A 26,224-nucleotide genomic window follows, 5' to 3' on the forward strand; every position below is an offset into this window, starting at 1 on the left:
CGCCATCGGCCGGGCGGGCGCCGCGGCGCCCGCCCCAACACCCATCATCAGGACTGCCCCATGACCCATGCACCCCAGACCAAGATAGCCGCCACCTACATGCGCGGCGGCACCAGCAAAGGCGTGTTCTTCAAGCTCGATGACCTGCCCGAGTCCGCGCGCACGCCCGGCGCCGCGCGCGACGCGCTGCTCATGCGCGTGATCGGCAGCCCCGATCCCTACGGCAAGCAGATCGACGGCATGGGCGCGGCCACTTCCAGCACCAGCAAAACCGTCATCATCGGCAAGAGCACGCGCCCGGACCACGACGTGGACTACCTGTTCGGCCAGGTCTCCATCGACCAGCCCTTCGTGGACTGGAGCGGCAACTGCGGCAACCTGTCCGCGGCCGTCGGCCCGTTCGCCATCACCAACGGTCTGGTCGACCCCGCCCGCGTGCCGCAGGACGGCGTGGCCGTCGTGCGCATCTGGCAGGCCAACATCCAGAAGACCATCATCGCGCACGTGCCCATGACGGGCGGCGCGGTGCAGGAAACCGGCGACTTCGAACTGGACGGCGTGACCTTCCCGGCGGCTGAGCTGCGCCTGGAATTCATGGACCCGGCCGAGGAAGGCGACGGCGGCTCCATGTTCCCCACCGGCAAGCTGGTCGACGACCTGGAAGTGCCTGGCATCGGCACCTTCAAAGCCACCATGATCAACTCCGGCATCCCCACGATCTTCCTGGACGCCGAGGCCCTGGGCTACAAAGGCACCGAACTGCAGGACGACATCAACGGCGACGCCGCCGCGCTGGCGCGCTTCGAGACCATCCGCGCCCACGGCGCGCTGCGCATGGGCCTGATCAAGACGCTGGAAGAGGCCGCCAGCCGCCAGCACACGCCCAAGGTCGCCTTCGTGGCGGCGCCCAAGGAATACGTGTCCTCCAGCGGCAAGAAGATCGGCGCGGGCGACATCGACGTGCTGGTGCGCGCGCTCTCCATGGGCAAGCTGCACCACGCCATGATGGGCACCGCGTCCGTCGCCATCGCCACTGCCGCGGCAGTGCCTGGCACGCTGGTCAACCTGGCGGCGGGCGGCGGCGAACGCGACAACGTCTGCTTCGGCCATCCGTCCGGCACCTTGCGCGTCGGCGCCGAGGCCAAGCTGGTCGACGGCGAATGGAAGGTCACCAAGGCCATCATGAGCCGCAGCGCCCGCGTGCTGATGGAAGGCCGCGTCCACGTGCCGCGCGAGGGCTTCTAAACCGGCCGGCGGTCGGCGGCATGAAAAACGGGGCTTAAGAGCCCCGTTTTTTTGCGCGGCGCTCGCGCCTCAGCCCTTCGCTCCCGCCGCTTCCAGCAGACGCACGACCTCGGTCTGTCCGCGTTCACGCGCATGGCGCAGCGGCGTAATGCCCTTGCCGTCAGCCAGGTTGACGTCGGCGCCGGCTTCGATCAGCCGCTTGACGATGGCCTGATGGCGCGCGCCGCCATCGCCCAGGATCACGGCTTCCAGCAGGCCGGTCCAACCCAGGTTGTTCACATGATCCGCGTCCACGCCGGCGCGCAGCAGCATGTCCACCACTTCGACGTGGCCGCGCTCGCAGGCGGGAATCAGCGCCGTGCCGCCGTAGCGATTGGTGCTTTTCAGGTCGGCGCCATGCGCCAGCGTCAGCGCCAGGATCTCGCGATAGCCACGGGCGCCGGCCAGCAGGTAGGCGCTGTCGCGGATCGAGTTCTGCGTGTTGACGTTGGCGCCGGCCTCTATCAGGACGCGCGCCGCTTCGACATGATTGCCCTGGGTCGCGCGCAGCAGCGGCGTATTGCCGTCCGCATCGCGCGTATCCACGGCAGCGCCCTGCCCCAGCAGCTGCTTGACGCGGGCCGCGTCGCCATTGCCCGCGGCGGTCAACAGCGCGGTGTCCGGGCCCGCGGCCGCGGCCACGCCCCCCATGCCCAACAGGAATGCCGCCAGCCAAAGCCGGACCGCGCGAAAGATAGACATTGGTATTTCCTCCAGATCAACAGCCTGAGGCTCGCCGCATCGACTCGCGGCCTCGTGAGATTCCAAGTATGGCGGCCGGCCCAAGTATTATGAAATTAATTGGCTTGATAGATTCGAGTGGACATCCCAATGCTAGATCCGGTTCTGCTGCGCAGCTTTCTTACCGTCGTGGACACGGGCAACTTCACCCGCGCCAGCGAACACCTGCACCTGACGCAATCCACCGTCAGCCAGCACGTCATCCGGCTGGAAGAGAACCTGGGCTGCCGCCTGCTGGACCGCACGCAGCGCCATGTCCTGCCCACCGAGGAAGGCGAACGACTGCTGGGCTATGCCCGCAGCATCCTGCGGCTGGCTGAGGAAGCGCGCGAAAACGTGGCCGCTGCCCAGGCCAGCGCCGTGGTGCGCGTGGGCGCGCCCGAGGATTTCATGGGCGCCACGCTGATGCCTACCCTGGCCGCCGTGGAAGCGGCCTATCCGCGGCTGCGCGTGGAAGTAGAAGGCGGCCTCAGCCATCAGCTGCTGCGGCGCTACCGCGATGGCGAGTTGGACCTGCTGCTGGTCAAGCAATGGGAAGTGGACGCCGATTGCGATGCGCACTGGCCCGAACCCCTGTGCTGGATCACCGCCCGAGGCGCACCACCGCCCGCGCCCGACACCGCAGTGCCGCTGGTGGCCTTTCCGTCCGGCGCGCTGTACCGTCAGGAAATGACCGCCATGCTGGAAACCAGCGGCAAGCCCTGGCACGTGCGCTTCTCCAGCCCCAGCCTCCCCAGCCTGAGCGCTGCCGTCGCGGCGGGACTGGGGATCAGCCTGCTGCCCGCCGCCTGTGCCACCGCCGAACACCGGCTGCTCACGCCAGAAGAAGGATTTCCGGCGCCGCGCGGCCTGCACTTGTCGCTGTATGCGCGCTCACGGCTCAGCGACGCGAGCCACGCGCTGCGCCGCGCGCTGACGGACTTTTGCACGCAGCGCGCCGCGCAGGTCACGCCGCCGGCGTGACGCTGGCGTAAGCTTGCGCCGCCTCGCCCACGGGCTCGCCCTTGCGGAACAGAAAGCGCTGCGCCGGCACCGCAGCGACCGCCGCCGCGCCGTTTGGCGCGGGCAACGCCACGAAGTTCGCCTCGTTGCCCGCCTGCAGGCCGTAGCCGTCCAGGCCCAGCACCGCCGCACCCGCATGCGACGCCATGTGCAAGGCCGTCAACAGGTCGTCGTCCGTGTAGAAGCCCGAGCGGTAGCCGATCAGCATCGCGCGCTGCAGCATGTCGCCATTGCCATAAGGCCACCAGCAATCCTGGATGTTGTCGTTGCCCGTGAATACCTGCACGCCCGCCGCGCGTAGCGCCAATACCGGCGGAAAAGCCCGGTCGCCCGGCGCGTTCGTCATGATGGCCACGCCGGCGTCGGCCAGCTTGCCCGCCACGTCCTCCAGCGCCCCTTGGTCGACGTCGCCCAGCGCATAGGCGTGGCTGATGGCGACCCGGCCCGCCAGGCCCAGCGCCCGCGTCCGCGCGGCGATGCGGGCAATCTGCGCGACGCCCGGTACGCCCGGCTCGTGCAGGTGGATATCGATCTTCGCGCCCAGCCGCTCGGCAATGCCGAAAACGCAATCCAGCTGGCCTTCGGCATCGCCATCCAATGTCGACGGATCGATGCCGCCCACCACCTCGGCGCCTTCGCGCACAGCCGCCTCCAGCCATTGCGGCGTGCCTGGACAGGACATCACGCCGGCCTGTGGAAAGGCCACCAGTTCGATGTCGACGATGCCGCGCCATTTCTCGCGCGCCGTCATGACGGCATGCAGATTGGCCAGTTCGGTCGTAGCGTCCACGTCCACATGGCAGCGCATCGCCATCGTGCCGAATGCCGCGGCTTGCGCGATGAGGGCATCGGCGCGCCCTTCGATGGGCGGTGCGGCGGCCAGTTCCTGCTTCTCGATGGCCAGCCGTTCGCGCAGGCTGGTTGCGGGCCGGTGCGGCCGCCAGCGGTCGCCGACGAAACTCTTGTCCAGGTGGATATGGCCGTCGACAAAGCCCGGCAGCACCAGGTGTCCGCGCAGGTCGGTCACCTGCGCTGCGCCCGCGGCAGGCGGCTCGGCGCCCAGCGCCAGGATGCGGCCATCGCGCACGTGCATGAATAGGGGATTGCCGTCTGCTCCCACGGCGTTGAGGTATACGCGGTCAGTCATGTGTCGTCTCGGTCTTGCGCGGCCATGCCGTACGCATGGCCCGGGCTTGCGTACACCTTATCGGAGGACTCGCGCCGCGGCCAATTAAGTGTTGCGATACCCGTCAATGCGAATCGCGATACCCGCGCATGCACACCTGATGGACGCATGCTGGACTAGCGCGGGGTATGTCCCTATACTTTGCGCCTGTTGTAGTTCATTACGCATGCAGCCAGACGATGCACATCGCTGGAAGCATCCATCACACGGCCGCGCACAGCGGCCCGGCGTGTAACGCCGAAACACCCACACCCAGCCGTAAAGGCTGCGGAACAAAACTCCTGCTTACCAGGCAGGACCATCGCTCGCCGCATCGGGCAACGTAAAAAAGCAACCAGCGTTCTGCGCTATGCGGCAGCAAGACACCTATACGGTGTGCCTTATTGCTGTCCGTCCGAGGGCGTGTCCAATCACGTCCGCGCCGGGCAGGCATGCGATCGCGCCTACGGCCGCTCGCCTGGTGTTTCGGCTGCGTCACAGGGGTTTGCCGCCCATCGCATCCCGCGGAAACGGCCTTCATGCAGCCATGACTGTCCGTCATGAACACGCTGTCAAGGAGAAAGGACGAAGACGATGCAAGAGACAGAATTCTTTCAGCTATCCGCCACCACAGCCATCCTGTTGCTGGTGGGGTTCTATGGGGCGACCTTCCTCATGTCGCTGCTGATCAGCCAGAAGAACGAGAACGTAGACGGCTACATGGTGTCGAACAATGCGGTCGGCTTCGGCCTGTCCACCGCCAGCATGATCGCCACCTGGATCTGGGCCGCGTCGTTCTACGCCAGCGCCACCTCGGGCTACAAATACGGCCTGTCCGGCCCGCTGCATTATGGCTTCTGGGGCGCGCTGATGATTCTCTTCATCTATCCCTTCGGCAAGCGCTTCCGCAAGCTGGCGCCCAAGGCCCATACGCTGGCCGAGGTCATACACGCGCGCCACGGCACCTCCAGCCAGATGATCATGGCGGTGTCGAACATCGTCGGCAGCTGCATCAGCCTGATGGTGAACTTCACCGCGGCCGGCGCGCTGGTTTCGATCCTGAGTCCGCTCAGCTTCATCCAGGGCGTGCTCATCGCCGGCCTGGGCGTACTGTCCTACACGCTGTGGTCGGGATTCCGCACCTCGGTGATGACGGACTTCGCGCAACTGGCCGCCATGATCATCGCGGCGGTCGTCATCATCCCGCTCATCTTCTTCAACGCGGGCGGACCCGACGTGTTGTCGGCCAACATGTGGCGGCTGAGCGCCGACCAGGCGGACTTCTATTCCACCCGCGCCATCCTGGAACAGGGCGCGCCCTACTTCGTGGCCGTGCTGGCCTACGCCATCGGCAACCAGACCATCGCGCAGCGCCTGTTCGCGGTACGCGAAGACTTGATCAAGCCCACCTTCCTGACGGCCACGGCGGGATATGGCGCCGTCGTGATCGGATTGGGCATGCTGGGCCTGTTGGCGCTCTTCGTCGGCCTGGAACCCGCCAACGGCGACATGAACAACATCATCCCGCAGATGGCGTCGACCTATCTGCCGCCCTTCGGCATCGCGCTGTTCTTCCTGCTGGTGGTGGGCTCGCTGTCCTCGACCGCCGACTCCGACCTGGCCGCGCTGTCGGCCATCGTCATGACCGATGTGTACGCCAAGAACCTGGCTGGCGGCCGCCCCGATCCGCGCCGCATGCTGTGGTGGGGCCGTATCACCATGATCGTCGCCACGATGGTGGGCGTGATCTTCGCCAGCCTGCGCCTGGATATCCTGGTCATGCTGGTGTTCGTCGGCGCGCTGTGGGGCGCCATCGTGTTCCCCGTCATCGCCAGCTTCTATTGGGACCGCGTCGACAACCGCGCCTTCGTCAGCGCCGTGCTCAGCGCCGTGGTCCTGTTCACCGTCGTGCGCTTTGAATTGCTGCCCATCACCGGCGCCGTCGCCGTGTTCTTCGAGATCTGCTCGGCCATCGGCGGCGGCGTGGTGCTGGGCCTCATGACCTTCGGGTTCTTCGGCCGCTCCGCGGCGCTCGCCGTGGGCGCCTTGGGCATGCTGGTCATGCTGCCCCTGTTCGTGGGCACTTTGCGCGAGTACATCGTCCTGATGGGCTCGCTGACCGCCTACGGCGTCAGCGCCACGGTCTGCGCCGGCCTCAGCTTGCGCAACCAGCAACGCTTCGATTTCAGCCTGCTGGCCGACCGCGTGACTTCCTTCCAGGAAGCGCAGGACGCCCTGTCCGCCCCTGCCGTGCAACGCCCCGAAGTCCAGCCAGCCCAAGGCTGAGCATCCATCCCGCAACAAGGAGACCGATATGTGGTTGACGTTCTATTTTCTGGTGTGGCCGGCCATTTCCGCCCTTATCCTGGCGCTGCTGTGCGTGACGCTATGGCAGGACATCCGCGCGGCCAGGCGTAGCGGCAAAGCGATGGTCTGAGGCCGTGAGCCGGGGTCCGTTGCCATTCACGCCAGCCGCAACGGACGCTGGGCCTGCGCCCGCGCCTCGAGGTAGACCGCGTGCGTGTCCGCCACGAAGCGCGACAGGGCGAAGTCCCGCAGGGCTTTCTCCCGCGCCGCGCGCCCCATGGGACCCAATAGCTGCGGTTGCGCCAGGATCTCGCGCAGCACGCCTGCCACGGCCTCGGGCGCGCGCGCCGGAACCACCCAGCCGTCCAGCCCCGCATGCACGTTCTCGGCCAGCCCGCCGGCATTGCTGACGATGACCGGCACGCCCATGGCCATCATCTCCCGGCACGCGAACGAGATGGTCTCCATCTCCGAGGACAGCACAAAGCCCACGTCCAGCGCGGCCACGAAGGACCGCACGTCGTCCAGCAGGCCTGTGAAGATCACTTGATCCTCCATGCCCAGTTCGCGCACCCGCCGGCGCTGATGTTCACCGGGCGGCTCGCCGGCGATCATGACGACGATGCGCGCGCGCAACTGGGCAGGCAGCAAGGACACCGCCTCGACCATGTCCGGCCAACGCTTGTAGTCCGCGGTGCCTGCATTGCTGCCGACCACCAGGCGGCCAACATGCGCGGCCGGCAGCCAACGGCGGCGGGCTTCATCCACCGCTTGCGGCGAGGGCGGCCTGAACCGCTCCACGTCCACGCCGTTGCGCACGGTGCGCAGGCCGCAGCGCCCGAATGCGCTGCCCGCCAGCTTGCGGCGCGTGTGCTCGCACACGCAGATGACGCGGTCCGTCGCCAGCCGGGCGCGCAACATCGTGCCCAAGCTGCTTGCGGTCCGGTCGTTGTGCTGCGTGTACACCACCGCGGGGCTGTCCGCTCCCAGACCCAAGCCCGCCAGCATGCACACGCGGTGGTCGGCAGAGCCGTTGACGTGCGCGATGTCGAAACGCTCCTGCACCAGCAGCCGCCGCAGGCGGCGCGCATTGGGCAGGGCGGCCAGCAGGCCGCCGCGGAAATCCAGCGCTTCGGCCCGCACGCCTGGCATGGCCAAGGCCGCGTTGAACAACCGGCTGCCTGGCGGCGCCACCACGACGATATCGTGCGCGCCGCGCAGCGCGCGGGCCAGCGACAGCACATACGTGGTGTGCCCGCCGCCGTCGCCGCGATGGAAATTGGTGTACAGGATCTTCATCGCGGAACGCCTGTTCAGATCCTGGACGGACCAGCCCCGCCGGCAGGCATCCGCGCATATCGCCATGCACATTTTGGCGCGCAGGATGCATAATGCGCGGCAACGGCAATTTCATCGTTGGCCGTTGCCAAGCTCTTCGAGAAAGATTTTCGAGCACTCACGGATCGTTCCTTGCATTTCAGCGCCGCCAAGCGGGAACTTGGCTGACCCGCTGAACTCTACGCAGTCGGCAATTACAGAAGCCGGACCGACTCATTACATTTATGCAAGGAAAGCGAGGCGCCCCATGCGTATCCTCTTGATCGAAGATGAAAGAAAGCTGGCGGACTACGTCCGCAAAGGATTGACCGAGCACAACTACGTGGTCGACATCGCCCGCGACGGCGTCGACGGACGGCATGCCGCCATCGAAGGCGACTACGACGTGGTGGTGCTGGACGTGATGCTGCCGGGCGTCGACGGTTTCGGCGTGCTGGCGGACCTGCGCAAGCACAAGGAAACGCCGGTCCTGATGCTGACCGCGCGCGACAAGGTGGAAGACCGCGTGCGCGGCCTGGAGGGCGGTGCGGACGACTACCTCGTCAAGCCCTTCGCCTTTTCCGAGCTGCTGGCGCGGATCCAGGCCCTGCTGCGCCGCGGCCGCGGGCAGGAATCGACGCTGCTCAGGCTTGCCGACCTGGAGATGGACCTGGCGCGACGCAAGGCGCAAAGAGGCGGCATGCGCCTGGACCTGACCGCCAAGGAATTCACGCTGCTGACGCTGATGCTGCGCCGCCATGGCCAGGTGCTGTCCCGTACCGTGCTGGCCGAACAGGTATGGGACATGAACTTCGACAGCGACACCAACGTCATTGAAGTCGCCGTGCGGCGCCTGCGGGCAAAGATCGACGATCCGTTCGAGACCAAGCTGCTGCATACCGTGCGCGGCATGGGCTACGTGCTGGAGCTGCGTGAAAAATGAAGCTGCCGCGCATCGCGTCCATGGAAATCCGGCTCACGCTGCTGCTCGGCGTCATTGCGCTGGTGGTGTCCAGCGTCGCCGGCTACACCTTGTTCTGGGCCTTGAAGCGCGAGGTGCAGCGCCAGGAGATCACCGAGGTGGCGGGCAAGCTGGAGCTCATCAACCACCTCATCGGCATGCAGGCCACGCTGGCGCAGATGCAGGATCTGCGCGGCGCCCTGGACAACATCATGGTCGGTCACGGCAACCTCAAGACCTGGATCACGCTCGCCGACGGCAGCGTGTTCTACGGCGACGCGCCGCCCGTGGACGTACGGCCCCTATCCGGCCGCGAGATCAGGCTGCACTCCCAGGACGGCTGGAACATGCGCGGACTGCGCGTGCCGCTGGAAGGCACGCTGCTGCCTGGCGCCGAGCTCACCGTGGCCGTGAACCTGCGTCCCGGCACGCAGTTCCTGTATGCCTTTGCCACCGCGCTGGTCCTGATCTGCGCCATCTGGGTCGGCGCCACGCTGGTGCTGTCGGCGTGGGCCGTGCGGCGCTCGCTGTCGCCCATCCGCCGCCTGTCGCAGCAGGCCGCCCGGATCCAGCCGGACAATCTTGCCGTGCGCCTGCCGGAACAGGGCATAGACCGCGAGCTGCGCGAATTTACCCATACCTTCAACGGCATGCTGGGCCGGGTGCAAACGGCCTACCAGCAGATGGAAGGCTTCAACGCCGACGTGGCGCACGAACTGCGCACGCCCCTGGCCACGCTGATCAGCGGCGCCGAGGTCATCCTGTCGTCCCCGCGTTCCGAGCAGGAGCTGCGCGAGGTGCTGGAATCCAACCTGGAGGAACTGGAAGGGCTGAAGGCGCTGGTCAACGACATGCTGTTCCTGGCCCGCGCCGACGGCGGCGAACCGGCGGGGGACCTGCAGGAAGTGGACGTGCGCCGGGAGGTCGCCCGCGTGGCCGAATACTACGAGGCCGCGCTGGACGAAGCCGGCGTTTCCCTGACCGCGCACGGCGCCGCCACCCTGATGGCCAACCCGCGGCTGTTGCGGCGCGCCATCGCCAACCTGCTCAGCAACGCCATCCGCGCCACGCCCCACGGACGCGGCATCGACCTCTATTGCATCACCCGGCAGGACGAGATCGAAATCAGGGTCAGGAACCCCGGCGCGCCGATCGCAGCGGAGGCGCTGCCGCGCATCTTCGACCGTTTCTACCGGGGCGACGACGCCCGCAGCCGGCGCGCCGACGGGCACGGCCTGGGCCTGGCCATCGTCCGCGCCATTGCCCGCATGCACGGCGGCAACGCGTTCGCCCGTTGCGGCGGCCAGGGCACCGAGGTCGGCTTCACGCTGTCCCGGACGCCGAACATTACAGGAAAGTAATCCTCCCGACAGGTTGCGGTGTGGAGCGCGTCACTAAAGTGGCGCCTCCTACCCCCAATTCGAGTCTAGAGGATACGCATGAAGAAACTGGTGAAACTCGCGCAGGGCGCCGTCGCCGCGGGCGCCCTTTTGCTTTCCTTCGGCGCCATGGCTGCCCCCGGCCACGGCGCGGGCCACGGCGGCGGCCATGAAGCCGCAGCCCCCATCGGCAAGCCCGGCAACCCCGCCAAGGTCTCGCGCACGATCGTGGTCGACATGACGGATGCGATGCGCTTCACGCCGGACAAGATCGACGTCAAGGCAGGCGAGACCATCCGTTTCAAGGTCAGCAATTCCGGCAAGATCCGCCACGAAATGGTGCTGGGCACCACGGCGGACCTGAACAGCCACTACCAGATGATGCTCAAGGATCCGGGCATGCGCCACGAGGAACCGAACTCCGTGTCGCTGGAAGCGGGCAAGGCCGGCGACATCGTCTGGACCTTCGACAAGGCGGGCACCGTCGCCTTCGCCTGCCTCGAACCCGGACACTATCCCGCCGGCATGAAGGGCGCGGTTTCCGTCAAGTAATCCACAGCCGGGATGCCGGTCCGGCTACCGGGGAGATAGAGCATGAGTAGAGCAGTTTCGAATCCGCGCCGCCGGTTTGTGCAGGGCCTGGCCACGGGCGGCGCGCTGGCCGGCATGGGTCTGTGGAGTCCGTCCTCATGGGCCCAGTCCGGCGCCGCCCGGCAGAGCGTGCTGTCGGGCACCGAGTTCAACCTGGAGATCGGCGAGAGCCCCGCCAATTTCACTGGCGCTCCCCGCATCGCAACCACGGTCAACGGCATGCTGCCCGCACCCACGCTGCGCTGGCGCGAAGGCGACCGCGTCACGCTGCGCGTCACCAACCGCCTGCGCGAAGATACCTCGATCCACTGGCACGGCATCATCCTGCCCACCGGCATGGACGGCGTGCCCGGCCTGAGCTTTCCCGGCATCGCGCCAGGCGAAACCTTCACCTACCAGTTCGACGTGGGCCAGAGCGGCACGTACTGGTATCACAGCCATTCCGGCTTCCAGGAGCAGACGGGACTGTACGGCGCCATCGTCATCGATCCCAAGCGCCCGGACCCGGTACGCGCGGACCGCGATTACGTCGTCCTGCTGTCCGACTGGACCGACGAGGACCCCATGAGCGTGTTCCGCAAGCTCAAGGTGATGCCCGACTACTACAACTACATCCAGCCCACGGTCGGCAGCCTGATGGACGACGCCGAGAAATCCGGCTGGAAGAACGCGCTGAACGAACGGCTCATGTGGCAGAAGATGCGCATGAACCAGACCGACCTGGCCGACGTCTCGGGCGCGACCTACACCTTCCTCACCAACGGCAAGTCGCCAGCCGGCAACTGGACCGGCCTGTTCCGTCCGGGCGAACGGATCCGCCTGCGCTTCATCAACGGGTCTGCCATGACCTACTTCGACGTGCGCATCCCCGGCCTGAAGATGACGGTGGTGGCCGCCGACGGCCTGGCCGTGCGCCCGGTGGAAGTGGAAGAGTTCCGCATCGCGGTGGCCGAGACCTATGACGTCATCGTCGAACCTCAAGACGAGCGCGCCTACACGATCTTCTCGCAGGCCATGGACCGCTCCGGCTATGCCCGCGGCACGCTGGCGCCGCGCGAAGGCATGCAGGCCGAGATCCCGGCGCTGGATCCGGTGCAGGTGCTGACCATGATGGACATGGGCATGGCGCACGACATGCCCGGCATGGACATGGGCGGCTCGCAGGCCGGCGGCATGGACCACGGCGCACAGGGCGCGATGAACCATGGCGCCCAGGGCGGCATGAATCACGGCTCCATGGCAGGCATGGACCATGGCGCGGGCGGCAACGAAGGCGGCATGGTCGAGGTCAAGCACCCCTACCCCGCCGAATACAGTCCCGCCAACTCCATGGTGCCCGACATCGTTTCGACCCGGCTGGACGATCCCGGCGTGGGCCTGCGCAACAACGGCCGCCGCGTGCTGACCTATGCGGACCTGCACTCCATGGTCGAACCCGCCGACAACCGCCCGCCGACCCGCGAGATCGAGCTGCACCTGACCGGCAACATGGACCGCTACATGTGGTCGTTCAACGGACTGAAGTTCACCGAAGCCAAGCCCATCGTGCTCAAGTACGGCGAGCGCGTGCGCTTCGTGCTGGTCAACGACACCATGATGACGCACCCCATCCACCTGCATGGCTTGTGGAGCGACCTCGAATCCGCCGATGGCAATTTCCAGGTGCGCAAGCACACGATCAGCCTGAACCCGGCGCAGCGCCTCAGTTACCGCGTCAGCGCGGACGCGCGCGGCAACTGGGCCTATCACTGCCACTTGCTGTTCCACATGGAGGCCGGCATGTTCCGCGCGGTCGTCGTGGAATAGGAGGAATAATGAGAACAACGACTTCCAGAAAGCACTGGCCCGGGCTCGTCGCGGGCGCCGCCCTTCTTTCCGCCGCATCCGGACTGACCGTGGCGCAGACGCCGGCGGGAACCATGAGCGGCATGGATCATGGATCGATGCAAAGCCAGGCGCCAGCCGCGAAGCAGAGCATGGATCACAGCACGATGCCGGGTATGGACCACAGCTCGATGCCCGGCATGGATCACAGCGCCATGCCCGGCATGGACGAAGCCCCGCCCAAAGGCCCGCCGGTGGGTTCGCTGCCCTCCAGCGACGGCAGCACGGAGCAGCGCTACGCCGCCTATCGCATCCATCCGCACATGATGGACAACGTCGTCACCAGCCACCTGCTGTTCGACAAGCTCGGCGTCGCCTACGACCGCAACGAACAAACCAGCCTGCAATGGGACGGCCAGTTCTGGATCGGCCGCGACCTGAACAAGCTCTGGATCAAGAGCGAAGGCGATCGGCTGAACGGCAGCACGGACGCCAAGATCGAGGCCTTCTGGAGCCACACGATCTCTCCGTTCTGGGATCTGCAGCTGGGTGCGCGGCGCGATTTCGGCACGGGTCCGAAACGCAACTGGGCCGCGTTCGGCGTGCAGGGCGTGACGCCCTATGGCATCGAAACCGAGATCACCGGCTATGTCGGCGGATCCGGCAGGACCGCGTTGGCGCTGAAGGCGGAATACGATCTGCTGCTTACCCAGCGCCTGATCCTCACGCCCGAGATCGAAGCCAGCTTGTACGGCAAGAATGACGAAGCGCGCGGCGTGGGTTCCGGACTGTCCGACGCCTCGTTCTCCTTGCGGCTGCGCTACGAAGTCACGCGCGAGTTCGCACCCTATGTCGGCGTGTCGTTCGGACGCAAGTTCGGCAAGACCGCAAGCTACGCCAGCGAAGCCGGAGAAAGCCGTTCCGAACGCGCGATCCTGGCCGGCGTGCGCATCTGGTTCTAAGCATCGCCGGCGCCGCGATTCGCGGCGCCGGTCAGAACTTTTTCAACTGCTACGCCCGCATCCGCGCAAGCTGTGCTGAAACACGGCCATTTCCGCTCGAACATTACAGGAATGTAAACCGCCAGCAATCTGGCGGTCAGACGCGCCTCCCTATAGTTTCCCCTTTGTCCACACAGCGGCGGGGCGGCAATGCTTGAAGCGATTGATCTGGGTTGCATGCGCGCTGAGCGCCCGCTGTTCAAGCAGCTGACCCTGCGCGTGGCGCCCGGCGAATGCCTGTTCGTCCACGGACGCAACGGCAGCGGCAAGACCAGCCTGCTGCGCATTCTGGCGGGCTTGGCGCGGCCCGCCCGCGGCAAGGTGCTGTGGCAGGGGCTCGGCATCTCGCAATCCGGCAGCAGGTATCGCAGCCAGTTCTTCTATCTGGGCCATGCCGACGGCCTCAGTGGCGAACTCAGCGCCATCCAGAATCTGCGGGCGCTGCAGGCCGCAAGCGGAGACGCGGACCGTCCCGCGGCGATTGCGTCCGCGCTGCGCGACGCAGGCCTCGAAAGCAGGCAGCATCTTCCGATCCGTGTCCTGTCGGCTGGCCAGAGGCGGCGGGCAGCCCTCGCTCGCTTGCTTGCCGATTTCCGCCCCCTCTGGATTCTCGACGAACCCGTGACCGCCCTGGACGCCGCCGCCCACTCATGGCTGGCACGCGCCATGGATCGCCATCTGCGCGATGGCGGCGCGATCGTGGCGACGAGTCATCAGGAGATCGCGCTGGACCATGCGCACCGGCAGATCCGGCTTGGCCCCTAGCGCATGAGTTCCATGACGAAATCGTTCGCAGCCATTGCGCTGCGCGACCTGCGCATCGCCCAACGGCGCGCCAGCGACACGCTGACACCGCTGGCCTTCTTCCTGGTGGCCGCCAGCCTGTTCCCCCTGGCTGTCGGCCCCGAACGGGAAATGCTGCGCGCCATTGCGCCAGGCGTGCTCTGGGTGATGGCCTTGCTGTCCTGCCTGATGTCGCTGGGCCGCCTGTTCGAGGCAGACCATCGCGACGGTTCGCTGGAGCAGTTGATGCTGTCCGCCGCGCCCTTGCCGGTGATCGTGCTGGGCAAGGTCGCGGCCCACTGGCTGCTGTCCGGTTTGCCGCTGACCCTGCTTGCGCCCGTGCTGGGCCTGCAATTCGGCCTGGATGCCGCCGCCCTTCTGATCCTGACGCTGGGCCTGGCCATCGGCACGCCCGCGCTTGGCCTGATCGGCGCCATAGGCGCGGCGCTCACCCTGACCGCGCGCGGCGGCGGCGCGCTGCTGGCCCTGCTGGTGCTGCCCCTCTTCATTCCCATTCTGGTATTCGGCGCGGGCGCGGTACAGGCCGCCCAAAGCGGCCTGGGCGCGAATGCGCACCTGTCGCTGCTGGGCGCCGTGCTGGCCTTGTCCCTGTTCCTCGCGCCGCTGGGCGCGGCGGCCGCCATACGCATCTCGCTTGAATGAGGAGCCCATGATCCGCTGGTTTCACTATGCCTCGCCCAAGGCCTTCTATCCCCTGGCCGGAAAAGCGATCCCCTGGTTCGCCACGGCCGCGGTCCTGCTGGCCGCGGCCGGCCTCTATATCGGCTTTATCGCCGCGCCTGCCGATTTTCAGCAGGGCCAGGGCTACCGCATCATCTTCGTCCACGTCCCGGTCTCCTGGATGTCGATGTTCGTTTATCTGGTGATGGCGTTCTGGGCGCTGATCCACCTGGTTTTCAACAGCAGACTGTCGGCCATGATGATCGCCGCGCTGGCGCCCACCGGCGCGCTGTTCACGTTTCTTTCGCTATGGACCGGCGCGCTGTGGGGCAAGCCCATGTGGGGCGCCTGGTGGGTCTGGGACGCGCGTCTGACCTCGGAATTGATCCTGCTGTTCCTGTACGCGGGCTACATCGCGTTGAAGGCCGCCATCGACGATCCGCAGCGTGCCGACCGCGCCGGATCGGTGCTGGTGCTGGCCGGCGTGGTCAACATTCCCATCATCTATTTCTCGGTGCAATGGTGGAGCACCCTGCACCAGGGCGCTTCGGTCTCGCTGACCGCAGCGCCCAGCATGGCCGGCATCATGCTCGCCGGCATGCTGCTGATGTCCCTGGCCGCGTGGATGTACAGCATCGCAACGGCGCTGGCGCGCCTGCGCTGCATCGTGCTCGAACGCGAGCGGCACGCGGCCTGGATCCGCGAACAATGGAGTAGCGAATGATGCACTGGTCCAGTCTGGGCGAGTTCCTCGCCATGGGCGGTTACGCGGTTTACGTGTGGGGATCGCTGCTGATGACGGCGTTCCTGCTGGGCAGCGAGCAGCTGCTGCTGGCGCGCCGCCGCCGCGCGATCCTGGCGGGGCCACACCCCGCTGAACGGCGGGAGGACAACGATGAATAAGCGGACGCGGCGCTTGTGGCTGGCCCTGGGCGGCCTGGCTTCGGTGGGCGTGGCCAGCGCCCTGGTGCTCAACGCCTTCCAGAGCAATCTGGTGTTCTTCTACACGCCCACCCAGGTCAGCAACAACGAAGCGCCGGCAGGACGCGCCTTCCGCGTGGGCGGCATGGTCGAAGCCGGCAGCGTGCAGCGCACGCCGGGCGCGCTGACCGTCCGTTTCGTCGTGACCGACACGGCCCACACCGTCCCCGTGGCCTATGAAGGCATCCTGCCGGACCTGTTCAGCGAAGGAAAGGGCGTCGTCGCGCAGGGCCGGCTGGACGGCGATGGCCTGTTCCGCGCCGACGAAGTGCTGGCCAAGCATGACGAGAACTACATGCCGCCCGAGGCGCAGCACGCGATCGATCAGGCCGTATCGCAGGCCGCACCGAAGACCGCCCCCCAGGAGGCCCGCTCCCGATGATTCCGGAACTCGCTCATTTCGCCCTGATCCTGACGCTGTTCGTGGCACTGGCGCAAGGCGCGCTCGCGCTGCGGGGCGCGGCCCTGGACCGTGCGGACTGGATCGCCATTGCCCGGCCCGCCGCACGGATCCAATTCCTGCTGGTGTCCTTCAGCCTTGCGGCGCTGGTCTGGTCGTTCGCGGCCAAGGACTATTCGGTGGCCTATGTGGCGTACAACTCGAATTCCCAATTGCCCTTGTTCTACCGCATCGCGGCGACCTGGGGCGGGCATGAAGGCTCGCTGCTGCTGTGGCTGTTCATGCAGACCGGCTGGGCCTGCGCGGTCAGCCTGCTGTCGCGGCAATTGCCGGACGCCATGGTCGCGCGCGTGCTGGGCGTGCTGGGCTTGATCAGCGCGGGTTTCCTGCTGTTCGTGTTGCTGACGTCGAATCCGTTCGAGCGCCTGGTCCCGGCCCCGGCCGACGGGCTGGACCTGAACACGCTGCTGCAGGACATCGGCCTGATCTTCCACCCGCCGCTGCTATACATGGGCTATGTGGGCTTCTCGGTGGCGTTTGCGTTCGCCATCGCCGCGCTGCTGTCGGGCAATCTGGACGCGGTCTGGGCCCGCTGGTCGCGGCCTTGGACCACGGCGGCCTGGCTGTTCCTGACCCTGGGCATCGCGGTCGGCAGCTGGTGGGCCTACTACGAGCTGGGCTGGGGCGGCTGGTGGTTCTGGGACCCGGTGGAAAACGCCTCCTTCATCCCCTGGCTGGCCGGCACGGCGCTGATCCACTCGCTGGCCGTGACCGAGAAGCGCGGCAGCTTCAAGAGCTGGACCGTGTTGCTGGCGATCGGCACGTTCTCGCTGGCGTTACTGGGCGCGTTCCTGGTGCGCTCGGGCGTGCTGACCTCGGTGCACGCGTTCGCCACGGATCCGGCGCGCGGCGTTTTCATCCTGGCGCTGTTCACGGTCACGGTCGGCAGTTCCCTGTTCCTGTATGCCTTGCGCGCGCCCCGGATAGGTCACGGCGGCCAGTTCGCGTTCGTATCGCGCGAGTCGCTCCTGCTGGTCAACAACGTGCTGCTCGCGGTTGCCGCCGCGAGCGTGCTGCTGGGTACGCTGTATCCGCTGATCATCGACGCGCTGGGCCTGGGCAAGCTGTCGGTCGGACCGCCCTACTTCAACGCGGTCTTCGTGCCGCTGATGGTGCCCGCGCTGCTGCTCATGGCGGTGGGGCCTATCGCCAACTGGAAATCGGCCGATGCCGCCAGCCTGCTCAAGCGCCTTGCGATTCCCGCATTGCTGGCCGTGCTGGCGGCCGCGGGCGCCCCCCTGCTCTTCGGCCGCTGGTCCGCGGGCGCGGCCTTGGGGCTGGGACTGGCCGTGTGGTTGGCGGCCGCCATCGCCGCAGACGTGGCCAAGCGCATCCGCGCGACCCGCGACCGCTGGTGGCGCCAGCCTCGCAGCTGGCTGGGCATGCATCTGGCTCATCTGGGCGTGGCGGTATTCGTCGCCGGGGTTGCGCTGGTGGGCAGCTACGAAACCGAACAGGATCTGCTGCTGCAACCCGGGCAAAGCGCGCCGGTGGCCTCCTACCGCGTCGAGTTCAAGGGCGTGGCACGCGTGCGCGGCCCGAACTACGAATCCGATATGGGTACCTTCGCGCTCTACCGCGGTGAAAAGCGCCTGCGCGACCTGCATCCCGAAAAACGCACCTATGCGTCCTCGGCGCTGCCGATGACGGAAGCGGCCATCGCCGCCAACGGCCTGCGCCACGTCTACGTCGCCCTGGGCGAACCCATGGAGCAAGGCGCCTGGAGCGTGCGCCTGTACTACAAGCCCTTCGTGGACTGGATCTGGGGCGGCTGCATCCTCATGGCCCTGGGCGGCCTGCTGGCGATCAGCGATCCGCGCTACCGCCTGAAACGCCGCGAAAAAAAGCAACCGCAACGCACAGCACCGCAGGCGCCGGTGGAGGCTCGGCCATGAGCCGCTACATCTGGCCCCTGGCGGGCTTCGTGGTGCTGGTGTTCTTTCTGGGAATAGGCCTGACCCTCAACCCGTCCGAAGTGCCGTCTCCACTTATCGACAAGCCCGCGCCCGCTTTCGCCCTGCCCGAACTGCATGAACCCCGCAAGACCTTCACGCCTGAGCGCATGAAAGGCCGGGTCTGGGTGTTGAACGTCTGGGCGTCGTGGTGCTATGCCTGCCTGACGGAACACCCCTATATCCAGGAGTTGTCATCGCAGCACGGCGTGCCTGTCATAGGCTTGAACTACAAGGACATACGGGACGAAGCCATCGCCTGGCTGGCGCGCAACGGCGATTCCTACGAGGCCTCCGTGTCCGACACCGACGGCAAGGTCGGCATCGACTATGGCGTCTACGGTGTGCCGGAGACCTTCGTCATCGACCAGGCCGGGACCATCCGCTACAAGCACATCGGCCCGGTGACGCGCGAATCCCTGCGCGACACCCTGCTTCCGCTGATCCGGGGGCTGCAATGAAGATACTCCTGCGCGTATTCGCGCTCTCGCTGGCGCTGGGCCACGGCGCGGCCGCCCATGGCTCGCCCGAGGACCGCCGCGTCACCGAGATCGCCTCGGAACTGCGCTGCCTGGTCTGCCAGAACGAATCCATCGCCGCCTCGCGAGCCGACCTCGCCGTCGATCTGCGGCGTCAGATCCGCCAGCAACTGGACGCCGGCAAGTCCGAGGCCGACATCCTGGCCTATATGGAGGCCAGGTACGGCGACTTCATCCTCTACCGGCCGCGCCTGAAAGCCTCCACGCTGCTGCTCTGGTTCGGCCCCGCCGCGCTGCTGGCCGCCGGGCTGGCCGCGCTGGCCCTGACCTTGCGCCGGCGCAGGCTGCGCCAGCACCGCCCCGCGCTGACGCCTGCGGAGCGCCGAGCCGCCGACGCCCTGCTCGGCATCGACGCTGAAAAAGGACCTGGAACATGATGCAGTTTTTCTATCTCTCGGCCGCCTTGATGGCCGCCGTCGTGACCCTATGGTTGATCGCCGCGTTGCGGCGCACGCCCGCCGCCAGCGCCGCGGACAAGCGCCGGGCGGCGAACGTGGCGGTGCTGCGCGACCAGCTGCACGAACTTGAACGGGACCGCGCAAACGGCATCCTGTCGCAAGACGCCTTCGTGGAAGCGCGCACCGAACTGCAGCGCCTGGCGCTGGAAGAAGCCAGCCAGACGCAAGGGCATGCACCCGCGCCCGGCCGCGGCCGCCTGCTGCCCGCCAGCCTGGCCATCGCGCTGCCGCTGGCAGCCATACTGGTCTATGTCGCCCTGGGCAATCCTGGCGCCATCGCGCCGCCCCCGGCGCCTGCCGCCCAGCCCCAAGTCACCGCCGCCGACATCCAGGCCATGGTGGCCAAACTGGAGGCCCGGCTGGCCGCCAATCCCGACGACTATCAGGGATGGCTGATGCTGGCCCGGTCCCACCGCTACTTCGGCAGGCACGCCGACGCGGTCCAGTCCTTTGCTCGGGCCGCGCCGGTGGTGGACAGCAACCCGGCAGCGCTGGCCGAATACGCCGAATCCCTGGTGCTCAGCGCCAACCGGGGCTTCGGCGGGCAGCCTGACCAGCTGTTGCGGCGCGCGCTGGACCTCAACCCCGAGGAGCCGTTGGCCCTGATGCTGGCGGGCGCAAGCCGCTTCGACCAGCGCGACTTCCCGGCAGCCATCGATTTCTGGCAGCGCCTGCTGGCCAGGCTGCCTGCCGGCAGCGACATGGCGCGCACGGTCAACGAGGGCATCGCGCTGGCCCGCGAGCGCCAGCGCGAAGGCGCGGCGCCATGACCGCGGCGGCGCGTCATGCTTGACCTGTCCCTCGTCGGTTTCGCCACTGCCTTCATCGCGGGGACCGCGTCGTTCCTGTCGCCTTGCGTGCTGCCGCTGGTGCCAGGCTACCTGTCCTACATCGCGGGCGGATCCGGCGCGTCCGCGGACGATGGCCGCACGCTGCGCTGGCGCATGCTGGGGCTGGCGGCCTGCTTCGTGGCCGGCTTCTCTGCCGTCTTCGTCATCTTCGGCGCCAGCGTCACGGCGCTGAGCCGCCTGCTGCTGTCCTACCGCTACGAGCTGAACCTGGCCGCAGGCGCCATCATTGGGCTGGCGGGCCTGATGCTGCTGGGCGTGCTGCGCCTGCCCGCCTGGGCCCAACGCTACTACCGGCTCGATCCGGCGGGCAAGGGCAGCCCCGGCAGCGCCGCCGTTCTGGGCCTGGCGTTCGGCTTCGGCTGGACCCCTTGCATCGGCCCGATCCTGGCCGGCATCCTGGCGCTGGGCGCGGCGTCAGCCAGCGTGGGCCAGGGCGTGGCCCTGCTGGGCGTCTACGCGCTGGGGTTAGGCGTCCCCTTTTTAGCCGCAGCCTGGTTCATGAGCCCCTTCCTGCGCCGCATGCAGGGTTTGAAGCGCGCCGGCCGGATCCTGCGGATCCTGACCGGGCTGATCCTGATCGTGATGGGCTGGGCCATCGCCACCGGCCAATTGGCCCGTTTCGCCATCTGGATGCTGCTGACCTTCCCCGCCTTGGGCAGGTTGGGCTGAGCCAGGTCAAAACCCGTCCGATCAAACGCTTGACCTTGACATCATTGGAATCTTTATAGTGACACCCATCAGCAGGAAATTCCAAGTTTTCAAGGAGCGGATATGAGTGCCATCCCAGCAGACAGCGTCGCGGTCAGCCTGCCTATCGAAGGCATGACCTGCGCCTCGTGCGTGGGCCGGGTCGAAAAGGCCTTGAAGGCCGTGCCGGGCGTCAACCAGGCCAGCGTCAACCTGGCGACCGAACGCGCCGACATCACGTTTGCAGGCACGCCGGACGTTGCCGCCGCCGTGCAGGCGGTGCAGAAGGCGGGTTATGCCGTCGCCGAAACCACGATCGAACTGTCGGTCACCGGCATGACCTGCGCCTCGTGCGTGGGCCGCGTCGAAAAAGCCCTGAAGGCGGTGCCCGGCGTCAGCAGCGCCAGCGTCAACCTCGCCACCGAGCGTGCCAGCATCACCGCAGCCGGCGGCGTGCCCGCCAGCGCCCTGATCCAGGCCGTGGCCAAGGCCGGCTACGAAGCGAAGCCGCTGGCCGCCGAAGCCAGCGACACCGACGCCGTGGCCGAACGCCAGGCCGCGGAACTGAAGTCGCTCAAGCGCGCCCTGACCGTGGCCACGATCTTCGCGCTGCCCGTGTTCATCCTGGAAATGGGCGCGCACATCGTGCCGGCGTTCCACCACGTCATCGCCGAAACCATCGGCACGCAGAACAGCTGGTACCTGCAATTCGTGCTGGCCAGCATCGTGCTGTTCGGCCCCGGCCTGCGCTTCTTCAAGAAGGGCATTCCCGCGCTGCTGCGCGGCGCGCCCGACATGAACTCGCTGGTCGCGGTGGGTACCTCCGCCGCCTATGCCTATTCGGTGGTCGCCACCTTCGCGGCCGGGCTGCTGCCCGCCGGCACCGTCAACGTCTATTACGAGGCCGCCGCGGTCATCGTGGCGCTGATCCTGCTGGGCCGCTACATGGAGGCGCGCGCCAAGGGCAATACGTCCGAAGCCATCAAGCGCCTGCTCGGCCTGCAAGCCAAGACCGCGCGCGTCGTGCGTAACGGCACGACGCTGGAACTCGCCATCGAGGAAGTGGTGGCGGACGACCTGATCGAAGTCCGCCCCGGCGAGCGCATCCCGGTGGACGGAGAGGTCGTGGAAGGCAACAGCTACATCGACGAGTCCATGATCAGCGGCGAACCCGTGCCGGTCGAAAAGCAGCCCGGCTCCGAAGTGGTCGGCGGCACCGTCAACCAGAATGGCGCGCTGACGTTCCGCGCCACCAAGGTCGGCGGCGACACGCTGCTGGCGCAAATCATCCGCATGGTCGAACAGGCGCAAGGCTCCAAGCTGCCGATCCAGGCCTTGGTGGACCGCATCACGATGTGGTTCGTGCCTGCCGTCATGGCGGCCGCCGTCCTGACCTTCATCATCTGGCTGACGTTCGGCCCCGAACCCGCCCTGACCTTCGCGCTGGTCAATGCCGTGGCCGTGCTGATCATCGCCTGCCCCTGCGCCATGGGCCTGGCAACGCCGACCTCCATCATGGTGGGCACGGGCCGCGCCGCGCAGATGGGCGTGCTGTTCCGCAAGGGCGAAGCGCTGCAATCGCTGAAGGACGCGCAGGTCGTGGCCGTGGACAAGACCGGCACGCTGACCAAGGGCCGCCCCGAGCTGACCGACCTGATCGTCGCTGCGGGCTTCGAACGCGCTGCGGTGCTGGGCAAGGTCGCCACCGTCGAGGCCAAGTCGGAACACCCGATCGCGCAGGCCATCGTGGACGCGGCGCGCGCCGAGAACATCGCGCTGGGCACGATCTCGCAATTCGAATCGATCACCGGCTTCGGCGTCAGCGCCCGGGTGGACGGCGACCTGGTCGAGATCGGCGCCGACCGTTTCATGCGCGAACTGGGCCTGAGCGTCGAGGCCTTCGGCTCGGACGCCGCGCGCTTGGGCGACGAAGGCAAGACGCCGCTGTATGCCGCCGTCAACGGCCAGCTGGCCGCGATGATCGCCGTGGCCGACCCCATCAAGGAAACCACGGCCGCCGCGATCCGCGCCCTGCATGACCTGGGCCTGAAGGTCGCCATGATCACCGGCGACAACCGCCGCACCGGCGAAGCCATCGCCCGCCAGCTTGGCATCGACGAAGTCGTCGCCGAAGTGCTGCCCGACGGCAAGGTCGCGGCGGTGCAGCGCCTGAAGCAGCAGTACGGCCCCATCGCCTACGTGGGCGACGGCATCAACGACGCGCCGGCCTTGGCCGAAGCGGACGTGGGCCTGGCCATCGGCACCGGCACCGACATCGCCATCGAAGCCGCCGACGTGGTGCTGATGTCGGGCGACCTGGGCGGCGTGCCCAACGCCATCGCCCTGTCCAAGGCCACCATCCGCAACATCAAGCAGAACCTGTTCTGGGCCTTCGCCTACAACGTGGCGCTGATCCCGGTAGCGGCGGGCCTGCTGTACCCGGTCAATGGCAGCCTGCTGTCGCCGGTGTTCGCGGCGGGCGCGATGGCCCTGTCCAGCGTGTTCGTCCTGAGCAACGCGCTGCGGCTGCGCCGCTTCGCGGCGCCCTTCCCGGCCCGCGGCTGAGCGGGACTTCCCGGCAGACGCCGGGAAGCGCCCTTCCTGCTGGTTCTACTGCTTCGGCGCGCTGGCCACCAGCGCGCCGAATTTCTTATCCAGCTCCGCCAGCGCATCATTGATGTAGGCGCGGCGCGCCTTGATCCAGGCGTCCTGCTCGGCCAGCTGCGCGCGCGCTTCCTTCAGCATGCGGTCCATTTCAGCCGGTTGCGGACCGCCCGAAGTGGCGCGGTTCTTGACGATGGCCACGGGGTCCAGCGTCGAGCGGAACTCCGCCTCGCTCATCGGCAGTTCGTTGCCGTACTTCGAGTCCTTCATGGCGTCCGCATAGATGCGGCGCGCCTGTTCGTACGGAAAGTCCAGCGGCTTGATGTTGTTGGCCTTGGCGTAGCTGACGACCTCGGACGCGAAGTGGTGGCCGTCGCGGAACGGCAGCTTGTACTTGCGCATCAGCACGTCGGCCAGTTCCTGCGAGGCGGTCCAGTCGCTGTTCAGCTCCTCCAGCGCCCGCTCGGGGCTGAGAACCATCGCTTTCAGCACCCGGTCCCAGCGCTTGAGCGCCGAAATGCCGGCGTCCACCATGGCGGAATTCTGCTTCACGTCCTTCGGGTCGCTCATGCCGGGCGTGATGTTGTGCGTCTGCACCACCGGCCCCATGGCCAGCGTCACGGCGGTGGACGCATCGCTGCGGGTGTCGTTGAGCAAGCCGGGATTACGCTTCTGCGGCATGGCGCTGGACACGTAGGTATTGCCGCCGCCCTCTTCCAGCAGGATCCAGGGACGCGGCTGGGCGTACTGCGTCATCACGTCCTCGACGAAATTGCCCGTGCGCAACGCGATGCTGGTGACGATGGACGCGACTTCGACGGGCTGATCCATGGACGAGATCTGCGAGGCGTCATAGGCGTTGTCGACCAGCGCGGCAAAGCCCAGGTATTGCGCCATGCGCTTGCGGTCCAGCGGCCAGCTGGTGCCGTTGAGCACCGTCGTGCCCATGGGCGAACGGTCGATGCGCACATAGGCTTCGCGGATGCGTTGGGCGTCGCGCGCCAGGCCGGCGGCCTGCCCCAGCAGATAGTGGCCATAGCTGTTGGGTTGCGCGGCCACGCCGTTGGTGTAGTTCGGCACGATGGTCGCGGCATGCTTGCCCGCCAGTTCCACCAGGGTGGTGGAGGTGGCGTTCAACTGGGCCGCCAGGTCCAGCAGCTTGTCGCGCAGGATGGCGCTGCGGTAGGTCGCGTGCATGTCCTGGCTGGAGCGCCCCGCGTGCAGCAGCGTCACGTCCTCGCCCGCCGCCTTGATCAGCAGCGGCTCGAAGGTAATGACGCTGGCCGGCCGCTTGGCGCCGGGCTGGTTGCCGTCGTTGATCACCTTGGCCACGCCGGCCGCCAGCCGCGGCGCCATGGACTTGTCCAGCAGCCCCTCGTCCGTGTTGATGACGGCGGTGGCCTTGTTGATCTCGCCCAGCCAGAAGAACGGATCGCGCGGCACGGAGGCCGCGGGCTGGGCTTGCTGGGCCGATGCCTGCGCGCCGAACGTAAAGGCAAGCGCGGCGCCCAGGGCGGGAAGTAGATGTCTCATGGCTGTCTCGTTAGGATGGCGAGCGGCCAGTGTATCGGCGGGCCTGGCGGCGGGAAATGGCGGATTTCACCGAGCCATCCGCCCGCATGTGCCGGCTGGATCTTCAGGACTTGGTCAGCCTGACCAGCATCTTTCCCGTGTTGGCGCCCTTGAACAACCCGATGAAAGCCTCGGGCGCACGCTCCAGCCCATCCACCACCGTTTCCCGCAGCTGCACCTGTCCGGCCATGATCCACGCGCTCATCCGGGGGATGAATTCCGGTAGTACGTCAATGTGATCGGATGCGATCAGGCCCTGCAGCTTGATGCGCTTTTCAATGGCCGAAAACAGGTTGCGCACGCCGACGGCCGGCTTGCCCTCGTTGTAGCCCGAGATCATGCCGCACAACACGAAACGCGCATGATCGCGAGCCAGCGCCAGCGCGCTGTCCAGGTGGTCGCCGCCAACGTTGTCGAAATAGATGTCGATGCCCTGCGGCGCGGCCTGCGCCAGCGCCGCGGTCAGGTCAGGCGCGTTGCGGTAGTCGATGACCGCGTCGACCCCGGCCACGTCGCGCAGCCAGCGCGCCTTGTCCTCCGACCCCGCGGACGCCACCACACGCAACCCCATCTGCTTGGCCATCTGGACCACCACGCTGCCGACCGCGCCGCTGGCTGCGGACACGAAAATGGTCTCGCCTGCTTGCGCGTTGGCGATCCGCGTCAGCCCCACGTAGGCCGTCAAGCCCGGAAAGCCCAGCGCGCCCAGATAGGTCTGCAAGGGAATGCCGTCGTCGGCGACAGGGGTGGCGTGCGCCGCGTCGATCAGCGCGTGCTCGCGCCACCCGGCGAAATGCACCACGCGGTCGCCTGCGGCGAAGCGCGGATCGGCGCTCTGCTCGACCACGCCGACCGCCGCGCCGTCCATCACCTGATCCAGCGCGAACGGATCGATGTAGCTCTTGCGTTCATCCATGCGGCCGCGCATGTACGGATCTACCGACATCCACAGATTGCGGACCAGGATCTGCCCCGGCTTGGGCGCGGGCAGCGTTGTTTCGACCAGCGCGAAGTCGGCTGGCGTGGGCAGCCCCGTGGGGCGATGCTTCAAGTGGATTTCCCGGGTGGCGATAGACATGGCGGA

General features: G+C 67.3%; 25 protein-coding genes. 20 read left to right on the forward strand and 5 right to left on the reverse strand.

All coding sequences use genetic code 11. The features are described 5' to 3' along the window. Positions 1 to 60 precede the first annotated feature (60 nt). A complete protein-coding gene (prpF, locus tag ACZ5YA_RS17800) occupies positions 61 to 1,245 on the forward strand; it encodes a 2-methylaconitate cis-trans isomerase PrpF (protein ID WP_118931573.1) in 1,185 nt (394 codons plus the stop codon). Positions 1,246 to 1,314: 69 nt separating this feature from the next. Here the strand turns inward: prpF and ACZ5YA_RS17805 are convergent, their stop codons facing one another. Continuing rightward, entirely contained in the window at positions 1,315 to 1,986 is a 672-nt protein-coding gene (locus ACZ5YA_RS17805) for an ankyrin repeat domain-containing protein (protein WP_464090994.1), read from the reverse strand. Between the two features lie 129 nt (positions 1,987 to 2,115). Between ACZ5YA_RS17805 and ACZ5YA_RS17810 the strand changes: the two genes are divergently transcribed. Further along, positions 2,116 to 2,988: a LysR family transcriptional regulator gene (locus ACZ5YA_RS17810; RefSeq protein WP_464090995.1), complete on the forward strand. Its 873-nt coding sequence runs from the start codon at positions 2,116 to 2,118 to the stop codon at positions 2,986 to 2,988. Here the strand turns inward: ACZ5YA_RS17810 and ACZ5YA_RS17815 are convergent. Then, positions 2,972 to 4,174 (reverse strand): amidohydrolase family protein, encoded by a 1,203-nt coding sequence (locus ACZ5YA_RS17815; protein ID WP_464090996.1) that lies wholly within the window; start codon positions 4,172 to 4,174, stop codon positions 2,972 to 2,974. The two genes, ACZ5YA_RS17810 and ACZ5YA_RS17815, sit on opposite strands and share 17 nt — an antisense overlap. A 612-nt stretch (positions 4,175 to 4,786) precedes the next feature. On the opposite strand from ACZ5YA_RS17815, the gene ACZ5YA_RS17820 reads away from it, so the two are divergent. Together ACZ5YA_RS17820 and ACZ5YA_RS17825 are read left to right on the forward strand one after the other, a co-directional pair. Next, positions 4,787 to 6,478, forward strand: coding sequence for a sodium:solute symporter family protein (locus ACZ5YA_RS17820; protein ID WP_306635366.1), 1,692 nt, complete (start codon positions 4,787 to 4,789; stop codon positions 6,476 to 6,478). Between the two features lie 28 nt (positions 6,479 to 6,506). Then, positions 6,507 to 6,629, forward strand: coding sequence for a putative transporter small subunit (locus tag ACZ5YA_RS17825; protein WP_217278763.1), 123 nt, complete (start codon positions 6,507 to 6,509; stop codon positions 6,627 to 6,629). A 26-nt stretch (positions 6,630 to 6,655) separates the two neighbouring features. Here the strand turns inward: ACZ5YA_RS17825 and ACZ5YA_RS17830 are convergent, their stop codons facing one another. Next, positions 6,656 to 7,798 (reverse strand): glycosyltransferase, encoded by a 1,143-nt coding sequence (locus ACZ5YA_RS17830; RefSeq protein WP_464090997.1) that lies wholly within the window; start codon positions 7,796 to 7,798, stop codon positions 6,656 to 6,658. A 286-nt stretch (positions 7,799 to 8,084) separates the two neighbouring features. Between ACZ5YA_RS17830 and ACZ5YA_RS17835 the strand changes: the two genes are divergently transcribed. The 16 genes from ACZ5YA_RS17835 to ACZ5YA_RS17910 all read left to right on the forward strand — a co-directional run bounded on the left by ACZ5YA_RS17835 (position 8,085) and on the right by ACZ5YA_RS17910 (position 23,529). Next, entirely contained in the window at positions 8,085 to 8,759 is a 675-nt protein-coding gene (locus tag ACZ5YA_RS17835) for a heavy metal response regulator transcription factor (RefSeq protein WP_118931568.1), read from the forward strand. After that, entirely contained in the window at positions 8,756 to 10,138 is a 1,383-nt protein-coding gene (locus ACZ5YA_RS17840; protein ID WP_118931567.1) for a heavy metal sensor histidine kinase, read from the forward strand. The genes ACZ5YA_RS17835 and ACZ5YA_RS17840 overlap by 4 nt, the downstream gene beginning before the upstream one ends. A 78-nt stretch (positions 10,139 to 10,216) precedes the next feature. Continuing rightward, positions 10,217 to 10,708, forward strand: a complete 492-nt coding sequence (locus ACZ5YA_RS17845; RefSeq protein ID WP_059371223.1) for a cupredoxin domain-containing protein — start codon at positions 10,217 to 10,219, stop codon at positions 10,706 to 10,708. 42 nt (positions 10,709 to 10,750) lie between these two features. After that, positions 10,751 to 12,553, forward strand: a complete 1,803-nt coding sequence (locus ACZ5YA_RS17850) for a copper resistance system multicopper oxidase (RefSeq protein WP_118931566.1) — start codon at positions 10,751 to 10,753, stop codon at positions 12,551 to 12,553. 170 nt (positions 12,554 to 12,723) lie between these two features. Next, positions 12,724 to 13,533 carry a copper resistance protein B gene (locus ACZ5YA_RS17855; RefSeq protein ID WP_464092858.1) on the forward strand — a complete coding sequence of 270 codons (810 nt, stop codon included), beginning with the start codon at positions 12,724 to 12,726 and terminating at the stop codon, positions 13,531 to 13,533. 189 nt (positions 13,534 to 13,722) lie between these two features. Continuing rightward, positions 13,723 to 14,337, forward strand: a complete 615-nt coding sequence (gene ccmA / locus ACZ5YA_RS17860) for a cytochrome c biogenesis heme-transporting ATPase CcmA (RefSeq protein WP_464090998.1) — start codon at positions 13,723 to 13,725, stop codon at positions 14,335 to 14,337. A gap of 12 nt (positions 14,338 to 14,349) precedes the next feature. Continuing rightward, complete coding sequence (gene ccmB / locus ACZ5YA_RS17865) at positions 14,350 to 15,018, forward strand: heme exporter protein CcmB (protein WP_059371220.1); 669 nt, start codon at positions 14,350 to 14,352, stop codon at positions 15,016 to 15,018. A 7-nt stretch (positions 15,019 to 15,025) separates the two neighbouring features. Beyond that, positions 15,026 to 15,760: a heme ABC transporter permease CcmC gene (gene ccmC, locus ACZ5YA_RS17870; protein ID WP_059371219.1), complete on the forward strand. Its 735-nt coding sequence runs from the start codon at positions 15,026 to 15,028 to the stop codon at positions 15,758 to 15,760. Then, positions 15,757 to 15,939, forward strand: coding sequence for a heme exporter protein CcmD (gene ccmD, locus ACZ5YA_RS17875; protein WP_316253428.1), 183 nt, complete (start codon positions 15,757 to 15,759; stop codon positions 15,937 to 15,939). Before ccmC ends, ccmD begins: the two co-directional genes overlap by 4 nt. Beyond that, complete coding sequence (gene ccmE, locus ACZ5YA_RS17880) at positions 15,932 to 16,399, forward strand: cytochrome c maturation protein CcmE (RefSeq protein WP_251879025.1); 468 nt, start codon at positions 15,932 to 15,934, stop codon at positions 16,397 to 16,399. Before ccmD ends, ccmE begins: the two co-directional genes overlap by 8 nt. Next, the gene (locus tag ACZ5YA_RS17885; RefSeq protein WP_464090999.1) at positions 16,396 to 18,372 is read left to right on the forward strand and encodes a heme lyase CcmF/NrfE family subunit; all 1,977 of its coding nucleotides are present in this window, start codon (positions 16,396 to 16,398) and stop codon (positions 18,370 to 18,372) included. Before ccmE ends, ACZ5YA_RS17885 begins: the two co-directional genes overlap by 4 nt. Beyond that, positions 18,369 to 18,890, forward strand: a complete 522-nt coding sequence (locus ACZ5YA_RS17890; protein ID WP_118931560.1) for a DsbE family thiol:disulfide interchange protein — start codon at positions 18,369 to 18,371, stop codon at positions 18,888 to 18,890. Before ACZ5YA_RS17885 ends, ACZ5YA_RS17890 begins: the two co-directional genes overlap by 4 nt. Continuing rightward, the gene (locus ACZ5YA_RS17895) at positions 18,887 to 19,345 is read left to right on the forward strand and encodes a cytochrome c-type biogenesis protein (protein ID WP_118931559.1); all 459 of its coding nucleotides are present in this window, start codon (positions 18,887 to 18,889) and stop codon (positions 19,343 to 19,345) included. Before ACZ5YA_RS17890 ends, ACZ5YA_RS17895 begins: the two co-directional genes overlap by 4 nt. Continuing rightward, complete coding sequence (gene ccmI / locus ACZ5YA_RS17900) at positions 19,342 to 20,196, forward strand: c-type cytochrome biogenesis protein CcmI (protein ID WP_464091000.1); 855 nt, start codon at positions 19,342 to 19,344, stop codon at positions 20,194 to 20,196. The genes ACZ5YA_RS17895 and ccmI overlap by 4 nt, the downstream gene beginning before the upstream one ends. A gap of 15 nt (positions 20,197 to 20,211) precedes the next feature. Then, a complete protein-coding gene (locus tag ACZ5YA_RS17905; RefSeq protein WP_464091001.1) occupies positions 20,212 to 20,946 on the forward strand; it encodes a cytochrome c biogenesis CcdA family protein in 735 nt (244 codons plus the stop codon). Positions 20,947 to 21,048: 102 nt separating this feature from the next. Then, on the forward strand, positions 21,049 to 23,529 hold the full coding sequence (locus ACZ5YA_RS17910; RefSeq protein WP_464091002.1) for a heavy metal translocating P-type ATPase: 2,481 nt from the start codon (positions 21,049 to 21,051) through the stop codon (positions 23,527 to 23,529). A 45-nt stretch (positions 23,530 to 23,574) separates the two neighbouring features. Here ACZ5YA_RS17910 and ACZ5YA_RS17915 read toward each other — a convergent pair whose 3' ends face one another. Then, the gene (locus ACZ5YA_RS17915; protein WP_464091003.1) at positions 23,575 to 25,101 is read right to left on the reverse strand and encodes an argininosuccinate lyase; all 1,527 of its coding nucleotides are present in this window, start codon (positions 25,099 to 25,101) and stop codon (positions 23,575 to 23,577) included. Positions 25,102 to 25,204: 103 nt separating this feature from the next. Then, complete coding sequence (locus tag ACZ5YA_RS17920) at positions 25,205 to 26,218, reverse strand: NADP-dependent oxidoreductase (RefSeq protein ID WP_464091004.1); 1,014 nt, start codon at positions 26,216 to 26,218, stop codon at positions 25,205 to 25,207. Positions 26,219 to 26,224 lie beyond the last annotated feature (6 nt).

It is taken from the genome of Achromobacter sp. JCM 18799 (genome assembly GCF_055395645.1).

Bases quoted from the DNA above. Each gene is read 5' to 3' on its own strand.
- prpF (WP_118931573.1), top strand. From the start codon at position 61: ATGACCCATGCACCCCAGACCAAGATAGCCGCCACCTACATGCGCGGC.
- ACZ5YA_RS17805 (WP_464090994.1), bottom strand. From the start codon at position 1,986: ATGTCTATCTTTCGCGCGGTCCGGCTTTGGCTGGCGGCATTCCTGTTG.
- ACZ5YA_RS17810 (WP_464090995.1), top strand. From the start codon at position 2,116: ATGCTAGATCCGGTTCTGCTGCGCAGCTTTCTTACCGTCGTGGACACG.
- ACZ5YA_RS17815 (WP_464090996.1), bottom strand. From the start codon at position 4,174: ATGACTGACCGCGTATACCTCAACGCCGTGGGAGCAGACGGCAATCCC.
- ACZ5YA_RS17820 (WP_306635366.1), top strand. From the start codon at position 4,787: ATGCAAGAGACAGAATTCTTTCAGCTATCCGCCACCACAGCCATCCTG.
- ACZ5YA_RS17825 (WP_217278763.1), top strand. From the start codon at position 6,507: ATGTGGTTGACGTTCTATTTTCTGGTGTGGCCGGCCATTTCCGCCCTT.
- ACZ5YA_RS17830 (WP_464090997.1), bottom strand. From the start codon at position 7,798: ATGAAGATCCTGTACACCAATTTCCATCGCGGCGACGGCGGCGGGCAC.
- ACZ5YA_RS17835 (WP_118931568.1), top strand. From the start codon at position 8,085: ATGCGTATCCTCTTGATCGAAGATGAAAGAAAGCTGGCGGACTACGTC.
- ACZ5YA_RS17840 (WP_118931567.1), top strand. From the start codon at position 8,756: ATGAAGCTGCCGCGCATCGCGTCCATGGAAATCCGGCTCACGCTGCTG.
- ACZ5YA_RS17845 (WP_059371223.1), top strand. From the start codon at position 10,217: ATGAAGAAACTGGTGAAACTCGCGCAGGGCGCCGTCGCCGCGGGCGCC.
- ACZ5YA_RS17850 (WP_118931566.1), top strand. From the start codon at position 10,751: ATGAGTAGAGCAGTTTCGAATCCGCGCCGCCGGTTTGTGCAGGGCCTG.
- ACZ5YA_RS17855 (WP_464092858.1), top strand. From the start codon at position 12,724: ATGGATCACAGCACGATGCCGGGTATGGACCACAGCTCGATGCCCGGC.
- ccmA (WP_464090998.1), top strand. From the start codon at position 13,723: ATGCTTGAAGCGATTGATCTGGGTTGCATGCGCGCTGAGCGCCCGCTG.
- ccmB (WP_059371220.1), top strand. From the start codon at position 14,350: ATGACGAAATCGTTCGCAGCCATTGCGCTGCGCGACCTGCGCATCGCC.
- ccmC (WP_059371219.1), top strand. From the start codon at position 15,026: ATGATCCGCTGGTTTCACTATGCCTCGCCCAAGGCCTTCTATCCCCTG.
- ccmD (WP_316253428.1), top strand. From the start codon at position 15,757: ATGATGCACTGGTCCAGTCTGGGCGAGTTCCTCGCCATGGGCGGTTAC.
- ccmE (WP_251879025.1), top strand. From the start codon at position 15,932: ATGAATAAGCGGACGCGGCGCTTGTGGCTGGCCCTGGGCGGCCTGGCT.
- ACZ5YA_RS17885 (WP_464090999.1), top strand. From the start codon at position 16,396: ATGATTCCGGAACTCGCTCATTTCGCCCTGATCCTGACGCTGTTCGTG.
- ACZ5YA_RS17890 (WP_118931560.1), top strand. From the start codon at position 18,369: ATGAGCCGCTACATCTGGCCCCTGGCGGGCTTCGTGGTGCTGGTGTTC.
- ACZ5YA_RS17895 (WP_118931559.1), top strand. From the start codon at position 18,887: ATGAAGATACTCCTGCGCGTATTCGCGCTCTCGCTGGCGCTGGGCCAC.
- ccmI (WP_464091000.1), top strand. From the start codon at position 19,342: ATGATGCAGTTTTTCTATCTCTCGGCCGCCTTGATGGCCGCCGTCGTG.
- ACZ5YA_RS17905 (WP_464091001.1), top strand. From the start codon at position 20,212: ATGCTTGACCTGTCCCTCGTCGGTTTCGCCACTGCCTTCATCGCGGGG.
- ACZ5YA_RS17910 (WP_464091002.1), top strand. From the start codon at position 21,049: ATGAGTGCCATCCCAGCAGACAGCGTCGCGGTCAGCCTGCCTATCGAA.
- ACZ5YA_RS17915 (WP_464091003.1), bottom strand. From the start codon at position 25,101: ATGAGACATCTACTTCCCGCCCTGGGCGCCGCGCTTGCCTTTACGTTC.
- ACZ5YA_RS17920 (WP_464091004.1), bottom strand. From the start codon at position 26,218: ATGTCTATCGCCACCCGGGAAATCCACTTGAAGCATCGCCCCACGGGG.